20 protein-coding genes and 1 tRNA gene are annotated in these 21,979 nt (G+C 71.0%); 11 read left to right on the top strand and 10 right to left on the bottom strand.

Annotated features, from left to right (window positions below):
* Positions 1-348 precede the first annotated feature (348 nt).
* Entirely contained in the window at positions 349-1,113 is a 765-nt protein-coding gene (locus ON26_RS00235) for a DUF2470 domain-containing protein (RefSeq protein ID WP_040793874.1), read from the bottom strand.
* A 281-nt stretch (positions 1,114-1,394) separates the two neighbouring features.
* Here ON26_RS00235 and ON26_RS00240 point away from each other — a divergent pair, with 281 nt between their 5' ends.
* The 3 genes from ON26_RS00240 to ON26_RS00250 all read left to right on the top strand — a co-directional run bounded on the left by ON26_RS00240 (position 1,395) and on the right by ON26_RS00250 (position 3,510).
* Positions 1,395-1,820, top strand: a complete 426-nt coding sequence (locus ON26_RS00240) for a hypothetical protein (protein WP_040793964.1) — start codon at positions 1,395-1,397, stop codon at positions 1,818-1,820.
* Between the two features lie 98 nt (positions 1,821-1,918).
* Positions 1,919-2,833: a prephenate dehydratase gene (gene pheA / locus ON26_RS00245; RefSeq protein ID WP_040793875.1), complete on the top strand. Its 915-nt coding sequence runs from the start codon at positions 1,919-1,921 to the stop codon at positions 2,831-2,833.
* The gene (locus tag ON26_RS00250) at positions 2,830-3,510 is read left to right on the top strand and encodes a histidine phosphatase family protein (RefSeq protein ID WP_051026442.1); all 681 of its coding nucleotides are present in this window, start codon (positions 2,830-2,832) and stop codon (positions 3,508-3,510) included. Before pheA ends, ON26_RS00250 begins: the two co-directional genes overlap by 4 nt.
* A gap of 22 nt (positions 3,511-3,532) precedes the next feature.
* Here the strand turns inward: ON26_RS00250 and ON26_RS00255 are convergent, their stop codons facing one another.
* The 5 genes from ON26_RS00255 to ON26_RS00275 all read right to left on the bottom strand — a co-directional run bounded on the left by ON26_RS00255 (position 3,533) and on the right by ON26_RS00275 (position 7,604).
* A complete protein-coding gene (locus ON26_RS00255) occupies positions 3,533-4,369 on the bottom strand; it encodes an ESX secretion-associated protein EspG (protein WP_040793876.1) in 837 nt (278 codons plus the stop codon).
* The gene (locus ON26_RS00260; protein ID WP_040793877.1) at positions 4,366-5,526 is read right to left on the bottom strand and encodes a PPE domain-containing protein; all 1,161 of its coding nucleotides are present in this window, start codon (positions 5,524-5,526) and stop codon (positions 4,366-4,368) included. The genes ON26_RS00255 and ON26_RS00260 overlap by 4 nt, the downstream gene beginning before the upstream one ends.
* Positions 5,527-5,564: 38 nt before the next feature.
* On the bottom strand, positions 5,565-5,888 hold the full coding sequence (locus tag ON26_RS00265; protein WP_040793878.1) for a PE domain-containing protein: 324 nt from the start codon (positions 5,886-5,888) through the stop codon (positions 5,565-5,567).
* A 196-nt stretch (positions 5,889-6,084) separates the two neighbouring features.
* Positions 6,085-6,435: a metallopeptidase family protein gene (locus ON26_RS00270; protein ID WP_040793879.1), complete on the bottom strand. Its 351-nt coding sequence runs from the start codon at positions 6,433-6,435 to the stop codon at positions 6,085-6,087.
* The gene (locus tag ON26_RS00275) at positions 6,432-7,604 is read right to left on the bottom strand and encodes a septum formation family protein (protein WP_040793880.1); all 1,173 of its coding nucleotides are present in this window, start codon (positions 7,602-7,604) and stop codon (positions 6,432-6,434) included. The genes ON26_RS00270 and ON26_RS00275 overlap by 4 nt, the downstream gene beginning before the upstream one ends.
* Positions 7,605-7,763: 159 nt before the next feature.
* Here ON26_RS00275 and serS point away from each other — a divergent pair, with 159 nt between their 5' ends.
* The 4 genes from serS to ON26_RS00295 all read left to right on the top strand — a co-directional run bounded on the left by serS (position 7,764) and on the right by ON26_RS00295 (position 13,544).
* A complete protein-coding gene (serS, locus tag ON26_RS00280) occupies positions 7,764-9,026 on the top strand; it encodes a serine--tRNA ligase (protein WP_040793881.1) in 1,263 nt (420 codons plus the stop codon).
* A 159-nt stretch (positions 9,027-9,185) separates the two neighbouring features.
* Positions 9,186-10,946, top strand: coding sequence for a putative bifunctional diguanylate cyclase/phosphodiesterase (locus tag ON26_RS00285; RefSeq protein ID WP_245545667.1), 1,761 nt, complete (start codon positions 9,186-9,188; stop codon positions 10,944-10,946).
* A gap of 154 nt (positions 10,947-11,100) precedes the next feature.
* A complete protein-coding gene (locus ON26_RS00290) occupies positions 11,101-12,489 on the top strand; it encodes an MFS transporter (RefSeq protein WP_245545668.1) in 1,389 nt (462 codons plus the stop codon).
* A gap of 53 nt (positions 12,490-12,542) precedes the next feature.
* On the top strand, positions 12,543-13,544 hold the full coding sequence (locus ON26_RS00295) for a DMT family transporter (protein WP_245545669.1): 1,002 nt from the start codon (positions 12,543-12,545) through the stop codon (positions 13,542-13,544).
* 118 nt (positions 13,545-13,662) lie between these two features.
* Here ON26_RS00295 and ON26_RS00300 read toward each other — a convergent pair whose 3' ends face one another.
* On the bottom strand, positions 13,663-15,198 hold the full coding sequence (locus ON26_RS00300) for a Rieske 2Fe-2S domain-containing protein (protein ID WP_040793884.1): 1,536 nt from the start codon (positions 15,196-15,198) through the stop codon (positions 13,663-13,665).
* An 88-nt stretch (positions 15,199-15,286) separates the two neighbouring features.
* Positions 15,287-16,252 carry a hypothetical protein gene (locus ON26_RS00305; RefSeq protein WP_051026452.1) on the bottom strand — a complete coding sequence of 322 codons (966 nt, stop codon included), beginning with the start codon at positions 16,250-16,252 and terminating at the stop codon, positions 15,287-15,289.
* 116 nt (positions 16,253-16,368) lie between these two features.
* Between ON26_RS00305 and ON26_RS00310 the strand changes: the two genes are divergently transcribed.
* The 4 genes from ON26_RS00310 (at position 16,369) to ON26_RS00325 (ending at position 18,620) form a co-directional block, all read left to right on the top strand.
* Positions 16,369-17,136, top strand: a complete 768-nt coding sequence (locus ON26_RS00310; protein WP_040793885.1) for a lysophospholipid acyltransferase family protein — start codon at positions 16,369-16,371, stop codon at positions 17,134-17,136.
* A gap of 77 nt (positions 17,137-17,213) precedes the next feature.
* Positions 17,214-17,289, top strand: a tRNA-Gly gene (locus ON26_RS00315).
* A gap of 106 nt (positions 17,290-17,395) precedes the next feature.
* A complete protein-coding gene (locus tag ON26_RS00320) occupies positions 17,396-17,830 on the top strand; it encodes an ATP-binding protein (RefSeq protein WP_040793886.1) in 435 nt (144 codons plus the stop codon).
* Complete coding sequence (locus ON26_RS00325; RefSeq protein WP_051026443.1) at positions 17,823-18,620, top strand: RNA polymerase sigma factor SigF; 798 nt, start codon at positions 17,823-17,825, stop codon at positions 18,618-18,620. The genes ON26_RS00320 and ON26_RS00325 overlap by 8 nt, the downstream gene beginning before the upstream one ends.
* A 40-nt stretch (positions 18,621-18,660) precedes the next feature.
* On the opposite strand, the gene ON26_RS00330 is transcribed toward ON26_RS00325, so the two are convergent.
* Together ON26_RS00330 and ON26_RS00335 are read right to left on the bottom strand one after the other, a co-directional pair.
* Positions 18,661-20,949: a heavy metal translocating P-type ATPase gene (locus ON26_RS00330; protein WP_040793887.1), complete on the bottom strand. Its 2,289-nt coding sequence runs from the start codon at positions 20,947-20,949 to the stop codon at positions 18,661-18,663.
* 35 nt (positions 20,950-20,984) lie between these two features.
* Complete coding sequence (locus tag ON26_RS00335; RefSeq protein ID WP_040793888.1) at positions 20,985-21,968, bottom strand: DUF8832 domain-containing protein; 984 nt, start codon at positions 21,966-21,968, stop codon at positions 20,985-20,987.
* Positions 21,969-21,979: the final 11 nt, after the last annotated feature.

A 21,979-nucleotide genomic window follows, 5' to 3' on the forward strand; every position in this document is an offset into this window, starting at 1 on the left:
GGCCATGTCGTTCGGGTGCGGCTCGGCTGTGGGCGAGGCCGTTCGAGTTGGCGTGGGCTGTTCGGGCGTGGCGCGGGCGTGGCGTGGGCTGTTCGGGCGTGGCGCGGGCGGCCCGGCTGTGGGCATGTCGTTCGGGCGCGGGTCGGCTGTGGCCCTGGCGTTCGGGTGCGGGTCGGCGGTGGCGCATGCGGTCAGGCGCGGCTCGGTCGATGCACATGCGGTCGGGCGCGGCTCAGCAGTGGACGAGGCCGTTCAGGTTGGCGCGGGCCGTTCTGTTCGGGCTTGGCCTGGGTCGTGGCGCGGGCTGTCGGGCGCGGCCCGGTCATGGCCGTGCCGTTCGGGCATGAGTCAGCCGTGGCGCAGGCCGTTGAGGAAGGGGCACCCGGCCAGGGTGCGCACGGCCCGGCTCAGCGATTCGACGTCGTCGACCGGTGCGGTGAACGGCAGGCGGACGTCGTGGTCGCCGTCGTGGCCCTCGACCCGCAGCGTCAGCCCGTAGCGGTCGATGGCCAGCGGATGCACGTCGCCGGTCCGGAGGCGGGGCGGGAGCTTGCGGGCGAGTTGCTCGAGGATGTCGGGATGGTCGGCGTCGAGGTGCTGCAGCCAGGCCGACTCCATCTCGCAGAACGGGTCGGGACGGGCGGAGCGGACCTGTTCGGCGGGCACCGACTCGGCGCCGGTCGCGTCGGCCAGAACGGCGGTGCCGACCACCAGGCGCAGCAGGGTCGCGCTGTGGCCCACGTCGAGCAGTTGCGGATGCGGGAATTCCTTGGCGACCTCGCCGGCCAGCGCCCGTTGCGCGGTCTCCGGCACCGCGCGCACAACCCCGCGCAGCCAGACCAGCGCGCGCACCGGTTCCCGCAGCGGCAGCGGCGCGTTGTCGGTGAGTTCGAGCACCGCGGCCGCACCCGCCGGACCGGAGTTCGCCGTCAGCACCGCCGCCACCGAGCCGGTCGGCACGGCGATCACCACGTCGCCGCACTGGCGCAGATGGTGCACCGAGGTCGGGGTGGGGTCGATGCCGGGCAACGCGAGCACCGAGGACTCGGCGTGCGCGCAGGCACTGCGCACCCGTTCGGCAGCGCTCGGCGCGAGAGTCGGTTTCGTCGGCATGCTGACCTCCGGAGGGTGCGGCGGCATTCGAGGCCGCTATTTAGGTAAACCTAAGCTAAGTCACGGCTGTGTGATCCGCAACCCTTTCCCCAGCCGCGGGTTACCCGCGGGCATCACGGAGAGCAGTTCGGCCCCACGCCGAAGGCCTATGTGCTCAGGCCGATCGGTGCCGGTGGATAGCCGCACCGGCCGTCGCGGTGGGATTCGCTATCGACCGCGATCGCCGCCGATCGGGGCAGCGGCCGCACCCGGCCCCCGCGGCGGCGCGATACCGTGGCCCGGTGGCAGACGCATCTCCCGCACCGGACGGTCCCGCGCACGAACCGGTCCTGGTCACTCTCAGCACGCCCGCGCGCCGGAGCCTGGTCGCCGGGCTGGTCCGCCCGCCCACCGAGGACCCGGCGCGACCCGTGCTCGACGCCGACGGCACCGACGCGGACGTGGCCGACTTCCTGGCCGCCATAGCCCACGAGGACACCGGCTACATCGCTCGCACCGCCGATGGCGCCCGCGCGCTGGCCGTGGTCGCGGCCACCACCGCGGCCCTGTGCGGAGAGGACATCAGGGTGGCCCTGGAACGGCCCGACATCGCATTCCTGACCGCGCTCAAACCCCCCGCCGTCGAGGCGGTCCGCACCGTGTTGCTGGCGATCGAGACCGACCGTCCCGAGCCGGTCCGGGAAGCGCTGACCGTCCTCGAACCCTGAGTGCTCCGGACGCTTCCGGACCGGGGCACGCGGTCCCGGGACGTGCGAGGCAAATACCGCGCAGACACGATCCGGGGAAAACAAATACAGTCGAAGGCGTGCCGCACATCGCCTACTTCGGACCATCCGGAACTTTTACCGAGATGGCCCTGGCCGACCTCGAGTCCGCGAATGTCATCGCCGGACCGGTCGAGCGCGTCCCGGCCCCGTCGCCGCCCGCCGCGCTGGAGATGGTGCGCCGCGGCGCGGTCGAGGGCGCCGTGGTGCCGATCGAGAGCTCGATCGAGGGATCGATCTCGACCACGCTCGATTCACTGGCGGTCGGCGCGCGATTGCAGATCGTCGCCGAGACCGAGATAACGGTGGCTTTCGAGATCCTGGCCGCACCCGGCACGGCGATCTCCGATGTGCGGACTCTCGCGGTCTTCCCGGTCGCGCTGGGTCAGGTGCGCGAGTGGGTGGAGCGGACGCTGCCGGGCGTGCGCATCCATACCTCGGCGTCCAATGCGGCGGCCGCGGAGGACGTCGCCGCCGGGCTTGCCGACGCCGCGGTATCCACGACGCTGGCCGGGCAGCGGCTCGGCCTGACCGCGCTCGCTTCCGGCGTCGCCGATCACGATCAGGCCGTGACCCGATTCGTGCTGGTCCGCCGGCCGTGCGTGGCGCCGCCGCCGACCGGATCGGACCGCACCTCCATCGTGCTGGAGCTGCCGAACGTGCCCGGCTCGCTCATGCGTGCCTTCGCCGAATTCGCCACCCGCGGAGTCGATCTGACCCGCATCGAATCCCGGCCCACCCGTACGGGTATGGGCACTTACCGGTTCTACCTCGACTGTGTCGGCCACCTCGACGATCCTGCGGTCGCCGAGGCACTCAAGGCGCTGCACCGCACGTCGCGGATCAGGTTCCTCGGTTCCTGGCCGACGGCCTCGCAGACGGGTACGCCGCCGCCGTCGGACGAGGAATCGGCACAGTGGTTGACGCAATTGCGAAAAGGAGTGGCGGATCTATGACGACGCCCGGCACCGTGGGCAAACTGATCCTGGTACGGCACGGTGAGACCGAGGGCAATGTGGCCCGGCTGCTCGACACCCGGGTCCCCGGCCTGCCGCTGACCGAACGCGGTGCGGCACAGGCGAAGACGTTCGGTTCGAACTTGGCCGCCGCGCCCGCGGTGTTGCTCAGCTCGGTGGCACTGCGCGCTCGCCAGACCGCGAGTTACATCGAGGAGGTCACCGGTGTCTCCGCGACCGCTCTCGAAGATGTGCACGAGGTGCAGGCCGGCGATCTCGAAGGACTCGCCGACGAAGACGCACACCGCACGTTCCAGCGGATCTACGGCTCCTGGCACGACGGCGATCTGGGCATCGCCGTGCCCGGTGGCGAATCCGGCGCCGACGTGCTCGCCAGGTTCATCCCGGTGATCGAGGACCTGCGCGACCGGTATCTGGACCCCGTGACGCACACCGGCGACGTGCTGCTGGTGAACCACGGCGCCGCCATGCGCTTGGTCGCCCGCACGCTGGCCGACATCGCACCGCCCTTCGCGACCACCAATCGCCTCGACAACACCGAGACCATCGAACTGGTGCCCAACGCCGACGGCAGCTGGGAGTGCGTGCGGTGGGGCCGGTTCGTCCCGCCGTTCGACTACGCGCGGCCGGCTTCGGCGCAGCCGACCATGGGCTGAGCGCGGCCGCCCGTCGGTCGAGTCAGCTCGGGTTCGTTGCCACCTGCTGGGGGAACTCATCCCGCTCGGGCAGCGACCCGATCAGATCCTTGATCGCGGCGCGCAACCGCGCGGTGGAGCCGCTGCTGATCGACGTCCACTTCGTGCCGTCGTCGGCCACCGCCGCGGTGAGCACGATCCGCCCGCCCCTGGTGTCGAAGACCGCGATGTGGCTGTCGGCGACCTCGCGCGTGCCGTCGCCGTACACCACCGCGGAAATCTGGGTGTGCGAATGGATTTCGACCAGCGCGGAGGCCAGCGGCTGCACATCCCTGGCGGGTGTGCAGATCCCGGCCAGCCGATTCGCCGTGGTCGCCGCATCGCCGGTGTCGCCGAAAACCGGGGCGAGCAATTCGGTTTCGGCGTTCATGCTCTCGATGCCGAGCGGTTCGGCCGGGCCGAGGGCGGCGATCAGCGGGCCGGGCAGATCCTCGTCGACTTCGTCGAGCACGTAGGAGAACGGTCCGCGCAGGGCGACAACGGTGAGGTCGTCGCCCTTGGCCAGAGCCAGCCGGTTGATCTGGCCGTTCACCACCAGTCGCAGCGCCAGCACCCAGTGCGGGCGGTACAAGGTGCGCAGCCTGTCCTCGAGTTCCCGGTGCACGACGCCGTCGACCAGGAAACCCCGGTCGACGAGCGTGCGCTCGGCGACCTGCATGGCCGCGTCGTGATCGCTCTCGTTGTCGTAGCGGCCGATCGTCTGGAGCACGACCGGCAACTCGTCGAATTGCAGTCGCTCCAACAGGAACTGCATTTCGTCGAGGCCGATCGAGATGCTCCCCAGCGTCGACGGACCGCCCGCCGCCCCCAGTACGCTCACTCGGCCGACCCCGCCGGTGCCGCTCCGATGACGCCGTCGGACACGAAGCGACTGTCGCCGAAGTGGTCGTCGCGCAGGTAGTCGGCAGCCTTGTGCTCGGTGTCGTCGTCCTGGCCGGACTGCGCGCCGCGACCGAGCAACGGGCTGCCCGACCCGGACGCCGGACGGGCGGCGGCGGCGGTATCGACACGGGCGACGACCTCGGCCGCCGGAGCGGCGGCGGGCGCCGCGGCCGGTGCGCCCGAGCCCCAGCCCGGCGGCAATTGCACCGAGCCGTTCTGCAGGGCCACCGAGGACCCGAGGCCGACCGTGGCCGAGTGGGTCGCGGCGCTCGCGCCGCCGACGCCGCCGGCCAGGCCCGCGCCCGTCACGCCGACCGAGGGCGCCGCCATCGCGGGCGCGGTGTTGGTGGCGGCCGCGATCACGCCTGCGCCGAGATTGCCCACGGTGCTCACGCCGCTGCCGGCGACGGTGCCCGCCACGTTGGCCACCTGGCTGACCGCGCCGACCACGCCGGGGTTGTTCAGGACCGAGGCCGCGCTCGCGACCGCGGTGCTCAGCGGATCGCCCTGGAACGAGGTCTCCGCCGCGGTGCCTACGTCGGTGGTACCCGCGCCGTCGGCGATGGGCGGCGGGGCGTGGAACTCACCCGGCGTCATCACCGTGGCGGTGGTCGCGGCCTCGTAGGTCTCCATCACCAGCGCGGCGCGGACATCCATGGCGGACTTGGCCATTTCGGCCGCCTCGAAGGCGCCCGACACCGCGCCGGGCGGGTTGGCCGAGGCGGCGACCGCGGCGTGCACCGCGACGATCTCCGGCAGACTCGGCATCGCCAGCGAGGCGACGGTGTAGGCGGTGGCGTTCGCGGCGGCCTTGCTGCCCATCGTCGCGGCCATGACGCTCTGCTCGTAGGCCCAGGTGCCGAAGGGGACCAGGCGGGAGAGCGCGGCGAGGCCGTTCACGCCCTGCATGCCGACGCCCAGTTCGGCGACCACCCTGGACACGGTGGCGGTCGCGTCCGCCCAGGCGGCGGTGAGCCCGCCCCACGCCGTGGCGGCCGCCGAGATCGGCACCGCGTGCGCCCCCGCGTTCAGCGCGATGGAATTGGCTTCGGCCATGCGGGGCAGCCAGAACACCCCGGTGATACCTACGGTCATGCTTGTGTCTCCCCTGTTTCGACTTTTCGCGCGAGCCGTCAGGCCCCGATGGTTCCGGCGACTGCCTGCATCACGCCGGCCTTGACCACGTCTTCCGCGACGTGGGTGCCGAGTTGCAGGCGCAGCACGGCGGCCGCGTGGTGCAACTCGAGAACGGCCTGGGCGATGGAGTGGTCGTGGGTGGCCGCGGCCCGGTTGAAGTGGTTCGCCGCCAGCAGCGAGACCTCTTCGGTGCCGGAGGGCAGCACATGGGTAGCGGGACCGCCGAACGCGGCCGCGGCCGCCAGTCGCTCGGCGAGCAGGTCCAGCTCGGCGGCGGCGGCGAGGATGAGTTCGGGCGAGATGGATACGTGGCCGACCATTACTCGACTCCTTCTAGTGGCGGTCCGTTCGATGCCGAAAGATGGGCGGAACCACGAGAATTCCCCCTACGAGTGATTGGACGCGACAGCGCCGCGATCGGTTCCATCGAATCCCCTCCTTCATCAGATCTTGCCAGTTGCCGTACCCGCCCCCGTCTCCCACCAGCGCAGGGGGTACCGGCGACCGTGCCGAGACCTACCCCCATCCCAGCTGATGAAGCCGGTCCTCGTCAATGCCGAAATAGTGTGCGATCTCGTGGATCACGGTGATCGCGACCTCCTCGACCACCTGCTCTTCGTCCTCGCAGATGTCCAGGATCGCGTCGCGGTAGATGGTCACCGTGTCGGGAAGCGAACCGCCGTAATGACTGTCGCGCTCGGTCAGCGCGATCCCGCGATAGAGGCCGAGCAGGCTCGGCTCCTCCGGATCGCGCGCCTCGACCAGGATCACCACATTGTCGATGGCGCTGGTCAATTCGGGCGGGATCAGGTCGAGGGCATCGGACACGAGTTCCTCGAACCGGTCCTCGGACATGGCGACTGTCATCTGGGCTGCGGCTGCGGCGGTAGCGGCGCCGCGCCCGGCAGGGGCGCCGGGGTCGAGCGGCCCGTATTCGGCGGCGGCACAGGCGCTTGCCCGTTGATCAGGATGTCGCCCTTGGCCGAGCCGACGATCGGCGCGAAGCCCTCCCGGTCGGTGCCCTTGCCGATCATGCAGTCCAGCTTGCGGCTGCCGGCCAGCCAGCTCGCGGTGTCGACGTAGTCGAAGAACAGCGTCAGCGTCTTGTTGCGGATGGCCTCGGGCGAGCCCAGATAGGCGTTGACCGCGTCGGTGCACTGCTGCTCGACGTACTTGTCCTGATCGGCCTTCGCGGGCGGGCCGCCGGTGAAGTTGGCGGCCAGGTCGACCGAGGACACGATCTCCACGGAGTGCTCCTGCGCGCACTCGATCGGGTCGGTCGGCAGGTTCTGGTTGATGCCGAGGCAGGTGCCGGGCTCGAAGACCTTGGACTGATCCTGCTCGGCGGCGCTGCCGACGGTCGGCAGCGGGGCGCCGGTGCTGGCCGAGAACTGCAGTCCGCAGCGCAGCGTCCGGTCGCCGGCCGTCCAGCCGTCCGCGCTCGGGTACATCAGACCGACCACATAGCGCCCGCGCGGGTCGAACTTGCCGTTCATGTAGCGCTGCACCGCGGGCACGCAGTGCTCTTCCTTCAGTTCGGTCAGCCGCAGCGAATCCGGGAAGCGGGAGCCGGGGCCGAATTCCACGCCCGGGTACCTGGACATGTCGATGTCGGCGGCCACCTCGAACAGGTGGCGGTTGGCGCAGTCGACCTTCACCAGATCGCTGCGATCGGGCTTGTTCCAGCTCAGGCAGTCGCCGGTGGAGGCGGTGCCGAACTCCTTGTCCAGCACGGTGTGCGGGGGCGCCGCCGGATTGTGTACCTCCAGGCCGGACTCGCTCTGGAACCCGGTGACGGCCAGGGTCACCAGGGCGGCCACCACCGCGCCCGCGGCGGTCGCCAGCAGACCCCAGCGCAGCGTGTGCGCCGACAGGCTCGGTGCGCGCTCGGCGCCTTCGCCGGAGCGGTCGTCACCGGAGGCGGTGGCTGGGGCGCGCGACGCGGTCTTCTTCCCGGAACGCGCACTGATCCGGCCCGCGCGCGCCGAGGAACCCGGCCCGGGCGCAGGCTTCTGTGGCACATCATCGGTGGACATCGCGCTCCATCATGGCAGTCCCGTTCCCGCGGTGCCACGATCCGGGCGACCTCGGCGGTGCAGGACGGCGGTGGCGGTGGACCGGCGGTGGTGCCCCGGACGGGCGGTGGCGGTAATCGATGTGACCGGCCCACAGCGCGGCGACTAGGCTGATTGCCCATGATCGACCTCCGACTCCTGCGGGAGGCCCCCGACGTGGTGCGCGCTTCCCAGCGCGCGCGTGGTGAAGACCCGGCTCTGGTCGACGCGCTGCTCGAGGCGGACGCGGCCAGGCGTGCGGCGGTCGCCTCCGCCGACAACCTGCGTGCCGAGCAGAAGGCGATGAGCAAGCAGATCGGCAAGGCCGCCAAGGAGGACCGGCCTGCCCTGCTCACCCACGCGAGCGAGCTGTCGATCAAGGTCAAGGAGGCCGAGGCGGCCCAGGCCGCCGCCGACGCCGACCTGGAGGCCGCGCACCGCGCGATCTCCAATGTGGTGCTGCCGGACGTACCGCCGGGCGGCGAGGACGATTTCGCTCTCCTCGAAACCGTCGGCGAGCTACCGGAATTCGACTTCGAGCCCAAGGATCACCTGGAGATCGGTGAGTCGCTCGGCCTGTTCGACATGGAGCGCGGCGCGAAGGTCTCCGGTTCGCGCTTCTACTTCCTCACCGGCTACGGCGCGATGCTGCAGCTGGGTCTGTTGCAGCTGGCGGCACAGAAGGCCGTCGCCAACGGGTTCACCATGATGATCCCGCCGGTGCTGGTGCGCCCCGAGATCATGGCGGGCACCGGCTTCCTCGGCAGCCACTCGGCCGAGGTCTACCACCTGGCCGACGACGACCTGTACCTGGTCGGTACCTCGGAGGTGCCGCTGGCCGGCTACCACGCCGAGGAGATCCTCGACCTGAGCAAGGGCCCCAAGCGCTACGCGGGGTGGTCGTCGTGCTTCCGCCGGGAGGCGGGCAGCTACGGCAAGGACACCAGGGGCATCATCCGGGTGCACCAGTTCGACAAGATCGAGATGTTCGTCTACACCACCCCCGACCAGGCCGAGGCCGAGCACCAGCGGCTGCTGGGCTGGGAGCGCGAGATGCTCGCCGCTGTCGAGGTGCCTTATCGCATCATCGACGTCGCGGCCGGTGACCTGGGCAGTTCGGCGGCCCGCAAGTACGACTGCGAGGCGTGGGTGCCCAGCCAGGGCGTCTACCGGGAGCTGACCTCCACCTCCAACTGCACCACCTTCCAGGCCCGCAGGCTCTCGGTGCGCTACCGGGACGAGAACGGGAAACCGCAGATCGCCGCGACGCTGAACGGCACCCTGGCGACCACCCGGTGGATCGTGGCGATCCTGGAGAACCATCAGCAGGCCGACGGTTCGGTGCGGGTCCCGGCCGCGCTGGTGCCGTTCGTCGGCACCGACGTGCTTCGGCCCGCGAACTGAGCGAGCCGGACGACCGGCGGGTCGCCATGTCGGAATTGCGGGATGTGGCGACCAGTGTGCTGTGCAGTGTCTAGGCTGTGGGGCGTGCGAGGAATCGGGGCGCGCGGCGATACCCGAACCCGGGTGCGGGCGGCATCGGCGCTGGCGACAGCAATGGTCATGGCGAGAACCACCGGGGCGTTCTACGTCATGGGTGGCGTGCTCGGCCTGGTGATCACCGCGGTCGCCCCTGGGGACGAGGGTAATCGGCCGCTGGTCGGTACCGCGGCGGCGATCGCGCTGCTGCTGGGCTTGACGCTGCTCGCGTGGGGACCGCGCTTGCCGCACGGTATACACCACGGGTACGTGGCCATCGCGACGGTGCTGATCACCATCGCGGTCTACGCCTTTCCGAATACCGTCGGCGCCATCAGCCTGGCGGCCTTCTACGTCTTCATCGCCTGCGACGCCGCGCTGTTCTTCCGCTGGACGCAGGCCACCGCGCACATCGCCTTCGCGGTGGCACTGTGCCTGTGGGCGGTGCCGACCCGGGATCTGTCCTGGTGGTCGGGCATCATCCCGGCCGGGGTGACCTTCGGCGTCGGCGTGGTCGTCGGCATCCTCACCAGGATGGCCTCGGAAGCCGATATCGATGTGCTCACCGGCCTGCTCAACCGCCGCGGCTTCGACCGGGCGCTCAACACCGCGATAGCCCAGGCCACCCGCACCGGGCAGAACCTCTCCCTGGTGCTGGTCGATCTCGACCGCTTCCAGAAGATCAACGATCACCTGGGCCATCGCGCGGGCGATGCCGTGCTGCAGCGGGTAGCGGACACCTGGTCCAAACTGCTCGCCCCCGATCAGCGCCTGGCCCGCTACGGCGGCGACGCCTTCGCGCTGCTGTTGCCCAATGTCACCGAACAGGCCGCCATCCTGCTCACCGAGCAGTTGCGCGCGGCGGTGACCACCGGCTGCTCCGCGGGCGTGACCTCCTGGCAGCCCGGGGAGTCCGGCTCGCTGCTGGTCAGCCGCGCCGATGTCGGCCTGTACCGGGCCAAGCAGGCGGGCCGCAACCGCACCGTGCTGGAATCCTCGCGGCAGCTGCCGCTGGCGGTGGAGTTGCGCGAGGCGATCGACCGGGGCGCGCTGGATGTGCACTACCAACCGATCGTCAGCCTCACCGAGGGCGGCGGCAAGGCGGTCGGCGTCGAGGCGCTGCTGCGCTGGTCGTCGAGCGCGCAGCCGGATGTCACCACCGAGGGCCTGATCCGGGTCGCCGAGGAATACGACCTGATCTCCGACCTCGACGAGCTGGTGCTGCGCCGCGCCTGCGCCGACGCGGCCCGGTTGCAGGAGACCTTCGCCCAGCTGGACCTGACGCTCAATGTCAACGTCAGCGGCCTGGAGCTGGCCGAATCCGGCTATGCCGAACGGGTCTGGGAGATCCTGTCCTCGACCGGCTGGCCCGCCGATCAGCTGGTGCTGGAGGTGACCGAGAGCGAGCTGGCCGCGGAATCCCAGACCGCCATCGCCAACCTGCACACCCTGCGCGATCGCGGTGTACGCATCGCCATCGACGACTTCGGCACGGGTTACTCCTCGCTGAGCAGGCTGGCCACCCTGCCCAGCGACATCCTCAAGGTGGACCAGTCGTTCGTCGCCGCCATTCGGTCGGACTCGCCGGCCCCGCCGCTGCTCGGCGTGATCGCGGCGCTGAGTTCCGCGCTGGACCTGCAGGTGATCGCCGAGGGCGTGGAGACCGAGTACCAGGCCGCCGTGCTCACCGAACTCGGCTTCGCGCTGGCGCAGGGTTACCACTACAGCGATTCGCATCCGGTCTCGGAACTGATCAACGATCTCAACCAGGGGCAGGGCCGCATCGGCGGCAGCGCCGACCGCGAGGACGCCGTGGCCTCCAACGGCTGGGTGCCGCTGAACTGACACCCGGTCCGAGCGGGGAACCCCGAAAAGCGCTTGACGTGGGACGATGCCCCGGACAAGGCTGGGACCCATGAACATTCGCTTCAGCGGTTATTGACACGAACCCAGCTCCGGCTCGGCATCCGAGCGTCGCCCCGGCTCCCTGTCGAACCTGGTGGTACGCGCGGTGCTGTTCAAGGGCTCGCGGGAGTTCGTTCCGCTCTACGCCCTCTACGCGCTGCTGTTCGCCGACCACGGCCTGAACACCGCGCAGATCTCCTCCCTGCTGGCACTCTGGTCGGTGACCTCGTTCCTGCTCGAGGTGCCCTCCGGCGCGTGGGCGGACACGGTCTCGCGGCGCGGCCTGCTCGGCTTCAGTGGCGTTTTGGTCGCCGCTGCCTTCACACTCTGGACCTTGGCGCCGTCCTATCTCGGATTCGCCCTCGGCTTCGTGCTGTGGGGCGTGTCCAGCGCGCTGGAGTCGGGCACCTTCGAGGCGTTGATCTACGACGAACTCGCCGCCCGCGAACAAACCGACGCCTACGCCCGGTTGATGGGCTATGCCCGCGCCGCCGCCGAAATCGCCGTGGTCGTGGCGATTCTCGCGGCCGCGCCGCTGTACGGCGTCGGTGGATACGCGCTGGTCGGCTGGGTGAGCGTGGCGATGGCCGGTCTGCACACGGCGATCTGCCTGTTGTTGCCGACCGCGCCCAAGGCGGTCGGCGACCGGGCCGAGGCGGGCGCCCGAACCCACCCGGCCGGTGCCCACCCGGCCGGTCCGCACGCAGCGCCTGTGGCCGGACCGGTTGCCGCCGATCCGCACGCTGTCGCCGTCGCGGCTTCGACCGCCGATGGGTCCGCAGGGCGTTCGGCTGTCGGGATCGACTGCGCGGGCACCGAGTCGAGGGTGATGCGGTATCCGGCGATGCTGCGGGCCGGCCTCGGGGAGACCTGGCGGGTGCGCCGGGTGCGGCGCGGCGTGGCGCTGGGGGCGCTGTTGTTCGGCATCACCGCCTACGACGAATACTTCGCGCTGCTGGCCCAATCGGCGGGCGTCTCGACCACGGTGGTGCCGATGCTCATCGGCATCACCGTGGCCGGGTCGATGGCGGGCACGCTGCTGGCCGGCCGGACGAGTGCGCTCTCGGCGCGGACGCTGGCCTGGATGGTGGCGGCCGGTGCGGTGCTCTTCGTCGGGGGTGCGCTGATCGTGGGGGCCGCGGCGGGCAGGCCCGAATGGGTGTACCCGCTCACTGTCGCCGGGTTCGTCGCCATCGGCATCGGGTACGGCGCGGTGCTCGATGCCGAGGTCGTCGCCGATGCCCGCCTGCAGGACGCGATCGAGGGTCCGGCCCGCGCGACGGTCACCTCGGTCTCGGGTCTGCTCGCCGAAGTGGTTGCGCTCGGCGTCTTCGGCGTCGCCGCGCTGGCCAGTATTCGGCTGCCCATGTCGGCCACCCTCGCGGTGCTCGGCTCGGCCATGCTGGTGATCGCCGCGCTCATGCCCGCCTGGCTGCCGCGCCGCCGCGCCGACCCCGCTGTTTTGCCGGACCGACCGGGCTGACCGCCGGATGGAGTATGCGCCGGCGGATGGGCGCCGGGCGGTACGGTTTCGGGGTGACCGCGCGGATGAGGGTGGGGGTGGCGTGCGGGTTCGGCATCGGCGCGGGGGTGGCGGTGCAGGCGCGGATCAACGGTGCGCTGGGGGCGCGGTTGCACGACGGGATCGCCGCGGCGACGGTCAGTTTCGGTACCGGGCTGGTGTTGCTCATGATCGCCTTCGCGGTGAGCCGGCGGTTGCGCGGCGGGCTGGGGGACGTGTGGGCGGCCGTGGGGGAGGGGCGGCTGCGGGTGTGGCAGTTGCTCGGCGGGCTGTGTGGGGCGTTCTTCGTGGCGAGCCAGGGGTTGACCGTGGCGGCCATCGGGGTCACCGCGTTCACGGTGGCGGTGGTGGCCGGGCAGCTGGTGAGCAGCCTGGTCGTGGACCGGCTGGGTATCGCGCCGAGCGGGCGCACGCCGGTGACGCCGTTGCGGGCCGGGGCGGCGGTGATCGCGATCGGCGCGGTGTTCCTGGCGTCGAGCGGTCGTTCCGGCGCCTCGCCCGCCGGTCTCGCGCTGCCGGAGTCGGTGCGCGCGGCGCCGCACATCCTGCTGATCGTGCTGCCCGCGCTGGCGGGGATCGGGCTGGCCTGGCAGCAGGCGGTCAACGGGCGGGTCGGCGAGGTGGGCGGTCCGGCCCCGGCCACGCTGATCAATTTCGCCGTCGGGTTCGCGGCGTTGGTCGCGGTGGAGTCGGTGGTGCTGCTGACGGTCGGCGGGCTCGGCGAGCTGCCCGGCGAGCCGTGGCTCTACCTCGGCGGCGCGATCGGCGTCGCGTTCATCGGCCTGGGCGCGGTCACCGTGCGCTGGATCGGCGTGCTGCTGCTCGGGCTCACCTCGGTGGCCGGGCAGCTCGTCGCCTCGGTCCTGCTGGATCTGCTCGTGCCGGGCGGCCCCGGCGTCTCGGTCCGGGCGATCGTCGGCTGCGCGCTGACCTTGCTGGCGCTGCTGCTGGCCACGCGCCCACCGGGTCGGTCCGGGGCCGAGCTACCGGATCGACCCGGTGGCGAGCATCGATAATGGCCCGGTAGCGGACCAGCCGGATCGACCCGCGGCCGGGCAGCCGTAGGGTCCGGGACCGAAACCCGGCGGCCGTCGGTGGCCGTGACAGCGCGGCCGTAGCGGTCCCGGACGCGAATCAGAGTTTGCTGGAACGCAGTTCGTGACCCTTGGACGTCTTGCAGCGCCCGGACTCCAGGTCCCACTGCCAGCCGTGCAGGTTGCAGGTGAGGGTATTGCCCTCCACCACACCGAATTTCGACAGATCGGCTTTGAGGTGCGGGCAGCGGCGCTGCACCTGCCAGCCGTCGAGCTCGATGGTGGCCGAGTCGTCGTGTGCCTCGGCGAACCAGCCGTCGGCGTAGGCGATGCGCTCGTCGGTGAGGCACTTGAAGAAGGTGTAGAGGAATTCGTTGTAGCCGCCGATGCGCCAGGCCTGGAACCGGGTGGACAGGAAGATGGTGTTGACCCAGTCCGGTTCGTTGTCGCGCAGCACGGTGCGCACCAGATCGGGCGCGATGCGGAAGCCGTAGCGGTAGCGGCCCTCGCCCTCGATCGGCTCGCGCACGACCCGCTTGGGGAAGTCCAGCACCACGGTCTCGTCGCCGAGCACCAGGCCGACCGGATAGCCGATGCCGTCGCAGATCAGATCGCTCTGCGCCATGATCGGCTCGAACAGCGCCTTCAACGGCTCCAGCAGGGAGCCCTCGCCGGTGGCCCAGGTGGCCTTCTCGGCTTCCAGCACCGGCGCGAAGCGCTGCGCCATGTCCTCGATGTAGGCGGCCTTGTCGCCGTAGATCCGGTCCGGGTCGAACGGGTGGGTGAGTTCGAGCTCCTTGCCGCGCACGTCGGCGACCGAGCCGGGGATCATCAGGATCCCGCCCTCGTTGCCGTGGATGCGCATCTGCTCGAGGAAGACCATCTGGTCGGGGAAGATGTTGCCCTCGTCGCCGTGGTCGTCGTTGAGGTGGCGCAGCTCGGGATCGAGGAAGACCGGCGGACCGGCCGACGGCACCACCCAGGTGGCGCCGACCTGCTCGATGTAGCTGCGGGCGCGGTCCATGCCGCGCTGGCGCTTCTGCTTGCCGAAGTTGGTCTTGGTGCGCGACGGGATGTCGTAGACCATCGGGTACCAGATGGCGCCGGAGTACTGCAGCAGGTTGATGTCGATGTGCCCGAACGTCTCGTGCACCACGTCCATGTCGACCGGGCGGGCGTCGTTCATGTTGAAACAGGTGGTCTCGCCGTCGGAGACGATCAGCCCGGAGTCGCCGATCGGGCCGTCGGCGGGCGCGCGCAACGCGATGATCATGATGTCGAGCTCGCCGCCCGGCCCGGTCACGGTGTGCTTCACCGAGTCCTCGGTCTCGAAGAACTTGTGGAAGCCCAGCTTCTCCAGCTCGCGGCGCAGGTCGGGCACCGGGAAGTCCGGCAGCAGCACCGTGGCGTCCTTGTTCACGTGCTCGGCGAGGTTCTTCGCGTCGAAGTGGTCGCGGTGCAGGTGTGAGACGTAGAGGAAATCGCAGTCGCCGAGGGCGTCCCAGTCGAGCCCGGTGTTGTCCGGGAACGGGACCCACGAGCCGAAGTACGCCGGGTTGACCCAGGGATCGCAAAGGATGGTCCCGGCCGCGGTACGGATGTGGAATCCGGCGTGTCCGACGCTGGTGATCTGCACGAGCTGTTCCTCCTGACGTTGCCGGTACCCAGGGTAGTGGCCGGCGGTCGAGTGTCGTGGGCGGCTGCCCCGGCTGGTGACCTGGGTCCTACGAGGTCGTGACGTCGCCGATGCAGTAGCCGGCCGAATTGCCCGAATCGGTCTCGCGCTGGGTCAGCGTGAAGGTGCGCGTCCGCGTGCTGCCCTCGTCGTCGGTGATCGGGGCGTCCACGGTGATGTAGTCCGCCGAGAGCCAGGCCGAGGTGAGTTGCTCGCCGCTGAAGGCGGTGATGTCGCCGAGTTTGCGCGGGTTCGCCGCCAGCGGGGCGGCCACGGACGTGCCGCTGCCGGTGGGATCCCAGGACGCGGGCGAGGCCTCGCACAGCAGCGGGTGGGTCTCCTCGGTGTCGGCCGGGGCGAGCGGTTCGCCGACCTGCCGCGCGAGATAGCGCCGCACGGTGTGCCTGGCGTCGGCGTCGTTGTACTGCACGCTCGTGCCCGCCGCGCCCACCCGCGGGCAGGCATAGCCGTCGGCCAGGACCGCGCGGTCCACGGTCACCGTGAGCGTGCTGCTCTGCCAGGTCACCGTGTCGGCGGTGGCGACGCCCGGCTGGGCGAGCGCGGCCAGCACGCCCTGCGGGTACTGGTACATCTGCGTCACATTGCCGGGCGCGAGCGTCCAGCACTTCTCCTGGAGTTCGGCGATGGTGCCGTTCTCCAGGTCGGCGGCCCAGCGGCGCAGGGCCGGCACGGCCTCGGGCACGCCGGGCACCGCGCCCACCTCGGGGGCGTCGTCGGGGACCGGCGGCAGCGCGGGGGTGGACGGGGCCGCGGGCGCGGCGGTGCCGGTGTCCCCGGCGTTCTCCTCGCCTGCGGCCGAGACCGTCTCCTCGCTCGCGGGGGACGAGGACGGCGCGTCGTCGACCGGGATGCCCGACACCGAGTCGCAGCCGGTGAGCAGCAGGGCTGCCGCAGCGAGACCGCAGGTCAGGGCGCGGCCGCCGCGGCGTGTGGCGCCCGCTCCGCTCGCTGCTGTCCGGTCGTGTTCCCTCGCGTGCGGGCGGGCACGTTCCACTTCGACGATCCTCTTTCGCTGGCAGGTGCGGACGGGGCCGGTGCGGCGGCGCGGCGACACGGGTTTCGGCGGCGGCCGTTCCGGTCGGACGATGCTGCGACTACGCTAGCGGAATTGTGGAACCCGTCTACCGGACGATCATCGGCTTGGCCCGGACCGTCTTCTTCGCCCAGGGCCTGAAGTTCACCGTCACCGGCGCCGAGCACATCCCGGCCCGGGGCGGCGCCGTGATCGCGATCAACCACACCGGGTACATGGACTTCACCTACGCCGGCCTGCCCGCGCGCCGGGTGAAGCGCTACATCCGGTTCATGGCCAAGAAGGAGGTCTTCGACAATGCGATCTCCGGCCCGATCATGCGCGCGCTCAAGCACATTCCGGTCGACCGCACGGCGGGCGCCGATTCCTACCTGGCCGCCGTCGACTACCTGAAGCGCGGCGAACTGGTCGGCGTCTACCCCGAGGCGACGATCAGCCGCAGCTTCGAGATCAAGGAGTTCAAGTCCGGCGCCGCGCGCATGGCGATCGAGGCGGACGTGCCGATCATCCCCCTCGTCATCTGGGGCGCGCAACGGGTTTGGACGAAGGGACATCCGAAGCGCCTGGGCCGCACCAACACTCCGATTTCGATCGCGGTGGGCGAGCCGATCGCGCCGAACCTGCCGCCCGCGGAACTCACCGAAGTGCTGCACTCCACCATGCAGCGCCTGCTGGCCGGGCTCCAGGAGAGCTACGAGCACGAACCCGGCGCCTACTGGGTGCCCGCGCGGCTCGGCGGCAGCGCGCCCACCCTGGAGGAGGCCAACGCGCTCGACGCCGCCGAGATCGCCGAACGCCAGGCCAAACGGGCCGCGTCCGGCGACGACCGACCGCCCCGCCCGTAGCCCGCTGACCAGGCGATTTTGTACCGGCCTACGGGGCGGCTAAAGTTCTCGATCGCACGGCCGCAGCGGCCGGGCACGCGGATGTAGCGCAGCTGGTAGCGCATCACCTTGCCAAGGTGAGGGTCGCGGGTTCGAATCCCGTCATCCGCTCCATACAGGCGGCTGGTGCTCGTCTGCGGTGGCCCGCGCCACGGCCGCGATCCTCGCAGCGGTACGCTGTCGTTCCGGGCTCGACAGCGGCGCATCCAGGAGTACTCCTATGGGTAAGGGCGAGAAGGTGTTCCCCTCGGCGGAGACACGTACCACCACCATCGGCGTGCGCGTGCCCGCCCGCTACGATCAGCTCGTCATGCTGCGCGCGCTGGCCGAGACGGTGGCACTCATCGCCGACTTCGGCATCGACGAGGTCGCCGACATCCGGCTGGCGCTCGACGAGGTGGCCACCGCACTCATGCAGGACGCGGTACCCGGCACCGATCTGGACTGTTCGCTGAACTACGGGGAAGCCTCGATGGACATCTCCGTCTCGGCGCGCACCGTCACCGAGGACGGCCCCGACCGCACCGGATTCGGCTGGCACATCCTCACCACCCTCACCGAATCGGTATCCATCGACACCGGCCCCCGCGATGCCACCGGCGGCTACCTGACGACCGTGCATTTCCGCTGGTCACGCGGACGCGCCGATGCCTGAGGCCGCCTCCACCGGTCCGGTGGAGCCGGCGGTCGGGGGCTACCAGGACCTGGAACCCGAGTTCGCCGAGCTGGCCGCTCTCGACGCCGACGATCCGCGCCGCCGGGTGCTGCGCGAGGAGCTGATCGAGCGCTGCCTGCCGCTGGCCGAGCACATCGCTCGCAAGTTCAGCGGGCGCGGGGAGAACTTCGAGGATCTGCTGCAGATCGCCCGGGTCGGTCTGGTGGCCGCGGTGGACCGCTTCGATCCGGGCCAGGGCGCGCCGTTCCTGGCCTTCGCGGTGCCGACCATCATGGGTGAGGTGCGCAGGCATTTCCGCGATCACACCTGGTCGGTGCGGGTGCCGCGCCGGCTCAAGGAGTTGCAGGCCACCCTCAATCCGGCGATCGAGACGCTGACCCAGCGGCTCGGACGGATGCCGAGGGCGCGCGAGATCGCCGAGGAACTCGACGTCGACATCGCCGAGGTGACCCAGGCGCTGGTCGCCCGCAACGCCTACCAGACCTCCTCGATCGACGGTTCGGCGAGCAGCGAGGAGTCCGGGATGCCCGGGCTGGCCGAGACGCTCGGCGAGGAGGACCCCGAATACGGCACGGTGGAGAACTATCTCGCGGTGCGTCCGCTCATCGCGGCGCTGCCCGAACGGGAGCGCCGGGTGCTGGAAATGCGGTTCTTCCAATCGATGTCGCAGGATCAGATCGCCAAGCAACTCGGCTGCTCGCAGATGCAGGTCTCGCGCATCCTGTCGCGCACGCTGAAGAGTCTGCGCGAGCAGGCATTGCGCGACTGAGCCCGCCCTCCGCGGATTCGGGAGGACGGGCTCGTGTCGCTCAGTGCGCGCCGCCCGCCGAGGAGAATCCCCGCAGGCGCAGGCTGTTGCTCACCACGAAGACCGAGGAGAAGGCCATCGCCGCGCCTGCCAGCATCGGGTTCAGCAGCCCGGCCATCGCCAGCGGGATCGCCGCGACGTTGTAGGCGAAGGCCCAGAACAGGTTCACCTTGATCGTGCCCAGTGTGCGCCGGGACAGCCGGATCGCGTCGACGGCGGCGCGCAGGTCGCCGCGCACCAGCGTCAGATCACCCGCCTCGATCGCCACGTCGGTGCCGGTGCCCATGGACAGGCCCAGGTCGGCTTGGGCGAGCGCGGCGGCGTCGTTCACGCCGTCGCCGACCATCGCGACCACCTTGCCCTCGTCCTGCAGCCGCCGCACCACCTCCGCCTTGTCCTGGGGCAGCACCCCGGCGATCACTTCGTCGATGCCGACTTCGTCCGCGACGGTGCGAGCCACGGCGGCGTTGTCGCCGGTCACCATGATCGGGGTCAGGCCGAGGCCGATCAGTTGCGAGACCGCTTGCGCGGAGGTCGGTTTCACCGCGTCGGCGACGACGAGGACGCCGCGCGCAGCGAGTCCGCCCGCGGGGGAGTCCCAGGCGATCGCGACCGCGGTGCCGCCGTCGTGCTCGGCGCGCGCCAGCGCTTCGGCGAGTTCGCCGCTCAGCGGCAGGCCGCGCTCCTCGAGCAGCCTGGCCCGTCCGATGAGCACCCGGCGCCCGGCCACGACGCCCTCCACGCCTAGGCCGGCCAGATCGGCGAAGTCGCGTACCTGCTCGAGGTCGCCGGTCTTCGCGTGGGCGGCGTCGGCGATCGCGCGGGCGATCGGGTGTCCGGAGGAGTGCTCCAGCGCGCCCGCCACGGCCAGCACCCGGTCGGCGTCTTCGCCCTCGGCGGCGATCACCTCGCGCAGGGCCATCTTGCCGGTGGTGACGGTGCCGGTCTTGTCCAGCAGGATGGTGTCCACCCGCCGTGTCGACTCCAGCACCTCCGGACCCTTGATCAGCACGCCGAGCTGCGCGCCGCGGCCGGTGCCGACCAGCAGCGCCGTCGGGGTGGCCAGGCCGAGCGCGCACGGGCAGGCGATGATCAGCACCGCGACGGCCGCGGTGAAGGCCGCCGCCACCGAACCGCCGGTGCCCAGCCAGAAGCCGAGCGTGGCGACCGCCAGCGCGATGACCACCGGCACGAACACCCCGGAGATCCGGTCGGCCAGCCGCTGCGCCTGGGTCTTGCCGGTCTGCGCCTGCTCCACCAGCTTCGCCATCTGCGCGAGCTGGGTGTCGGCGCCGATCCTGGTGGCGCGCACCACCAATCGCCCACCGACATCGACCGTCGCCCCCGTGACCGCGTCTCCGACGCCGACCTCGACCGGCGCGGATTCACCGGTCAGCATGGAGGCGTCCACGGCCGAGGCGCCCTCCACCACCACGCCGTCGGTGGCGATCTTCTCGCCCGGCCGCACCACGAATTCGTCGCCGACGGCGAGCTGTTCGATCGGGATCCGCTGTTCGGTCTGCCCGCGCCGGACCGTCACCTCCTTCGCGCCGAGTTCGAGCAGCGCGCGCAGCGCCGCCCCCGCCGTGCGCTTGGACCTGGCCTCGAAGTAGCGGCCGGCCAGCAGGAAGGTCGTCACGCCCGCGGCGGCCTCCAGGTAGATGTTGCCGCTGCCGTCGGCCCTGGCGATGGTGAGCTCGAACGGGTGCGTCATGCCGGGCGTCCCCGCGGTGCCGAAGAACAGCGCGTACAGCGACCAGCCGAAGGCGGCCAGCGTGCCGATCGACACCAGGGTGTCCATGGTGGCCGCGCCGTGGCGCAGGTTCACCCAGGTGGCCCGGTGGAACGGCCACGCGCCCCACACCACGACCGGCGCGGCCAGCGTCAGCGAGAGCCACTGCCAGTACTCGAACTGCCAGGCCGGGACCATCGCCAGCGCGATCACCGGGATGCTCAGCACCGCCGAGACGATCAGGCGCTGCCGCAGCGCGTCGGTCGGGTCGGCGGGCTCGGCCTGCGGCTGCGCCGTGGACGCGGAGACCGGCGGCGCGGGCAGCTCGGCGGTGTACCCGGTGGCCTCGACGGTGGCGATGAGGTCCGCGGGCGTGAGGTCGCCGGTGATCTGGACGGAGGCCTTCTCGGTGGCGTAGTTGACCGTAGCCGTCACGCCGTCGAGCCGGTTCAGCTTCTTCTCGATGCGGTTGGCGCAGGAGGCGCAGGTCATACCGCCGATCTGTAATTCGATCAGCTGCGGCGCCTGCTGCGCCAGGGCGGGGGAGGCGGTGCTCATGGGGTGCTCCGTTCGATGTGGCACGGGGTCCGGGCTCAGTGGCCGTGGTCGCCGTGCTCGCCGCCGGGGCTCACGCCCGGCACGGTGCTCGGTGTTCCGGTGCCGGGTGCGGTCGTTGGGCCTGCCGAAGCCGGCGAGCTGTCCGAGTTCTCGTAGGGCACGGTCACGGTGAACTCGGCGGTGCGCACGACGCCTTCGTGCTGGAAGTCCAGGAACAGGCGGTAGTCGCCCGGGCTCGGCGCGGTCATCGCGAAGGTGATGCCCGGTCCTGCCGGGGTGACTCCGTCGCCGGGACCACCCTCGGGGTGCACGTGCAGGTAGGCGAGGTCGGCGCCGCGCAGTGCGACCAGGTGGCCGTATGCGCCGAGGTAGGGCTCGAGGTCGGTGACCGGGCGTCCGTCGCGGGCGACCGAGAGGGTGACCGTCGAATTCGCGCCCGCGGTGACCGTGCCGTCCAGCGTCACGGTGTAGTCGCCTGTCGTGGCGGTGCCTGCGGGTGCGGGCAGTGGCCGCGGGTCGTAGTCACCGGCGACCCGCAGATCCGCGCCGAGTGTCAGGTTCTCGCCGCCCTCGGGGACGAAGTCGGCGAAGACGCGGTAGTCGCCCGCGCGGCTCAGGTCCACCGGCACGCTCCAGGCGCCGTCCGGGCCGAGCACCGGGTGCACGTGCTGGAAAGCGGTCATATCGCGGCGCACCACGATCAGGTGCAGATCCTTGTCGTGGCTGGTGGTGTAGCGGGTGACTGGCGCGCCGTGCTCGTCGAGGACGCGCAACCGCAGCGGCGCCCGGTCGCCGGCCCGAACCAGGGCGTTCTCCAGTTGCAGGGTGTAGCCCGCGTCGGTGACCAGCAGGCCGCCGGGCATGGCGCTCGTCTGGCCCGCGCCGCCGGTGTGCGCGTCGTGCTCGGCGGAATCGGCGCCCGAGTCGGTGGGACCGACCAGCGCGCCGATCCCCAGTGCGAGCGCGAAGACGGCAGCCAGACCGATGCCGAAGCCGGCGAACTTGGTTGTGGTGTTCACGGCTCCGACGA

Origin of the sequence: Nocardia higoensis NBRC 100133 (assembly GCF_000308595.1) — a bacterium.
GTDB lineage: Bacteria > Actinomycetota > Actinomycetes > Mycobacteriales > Mycobacteriaceae > Nocardia > Nocardia higoensis.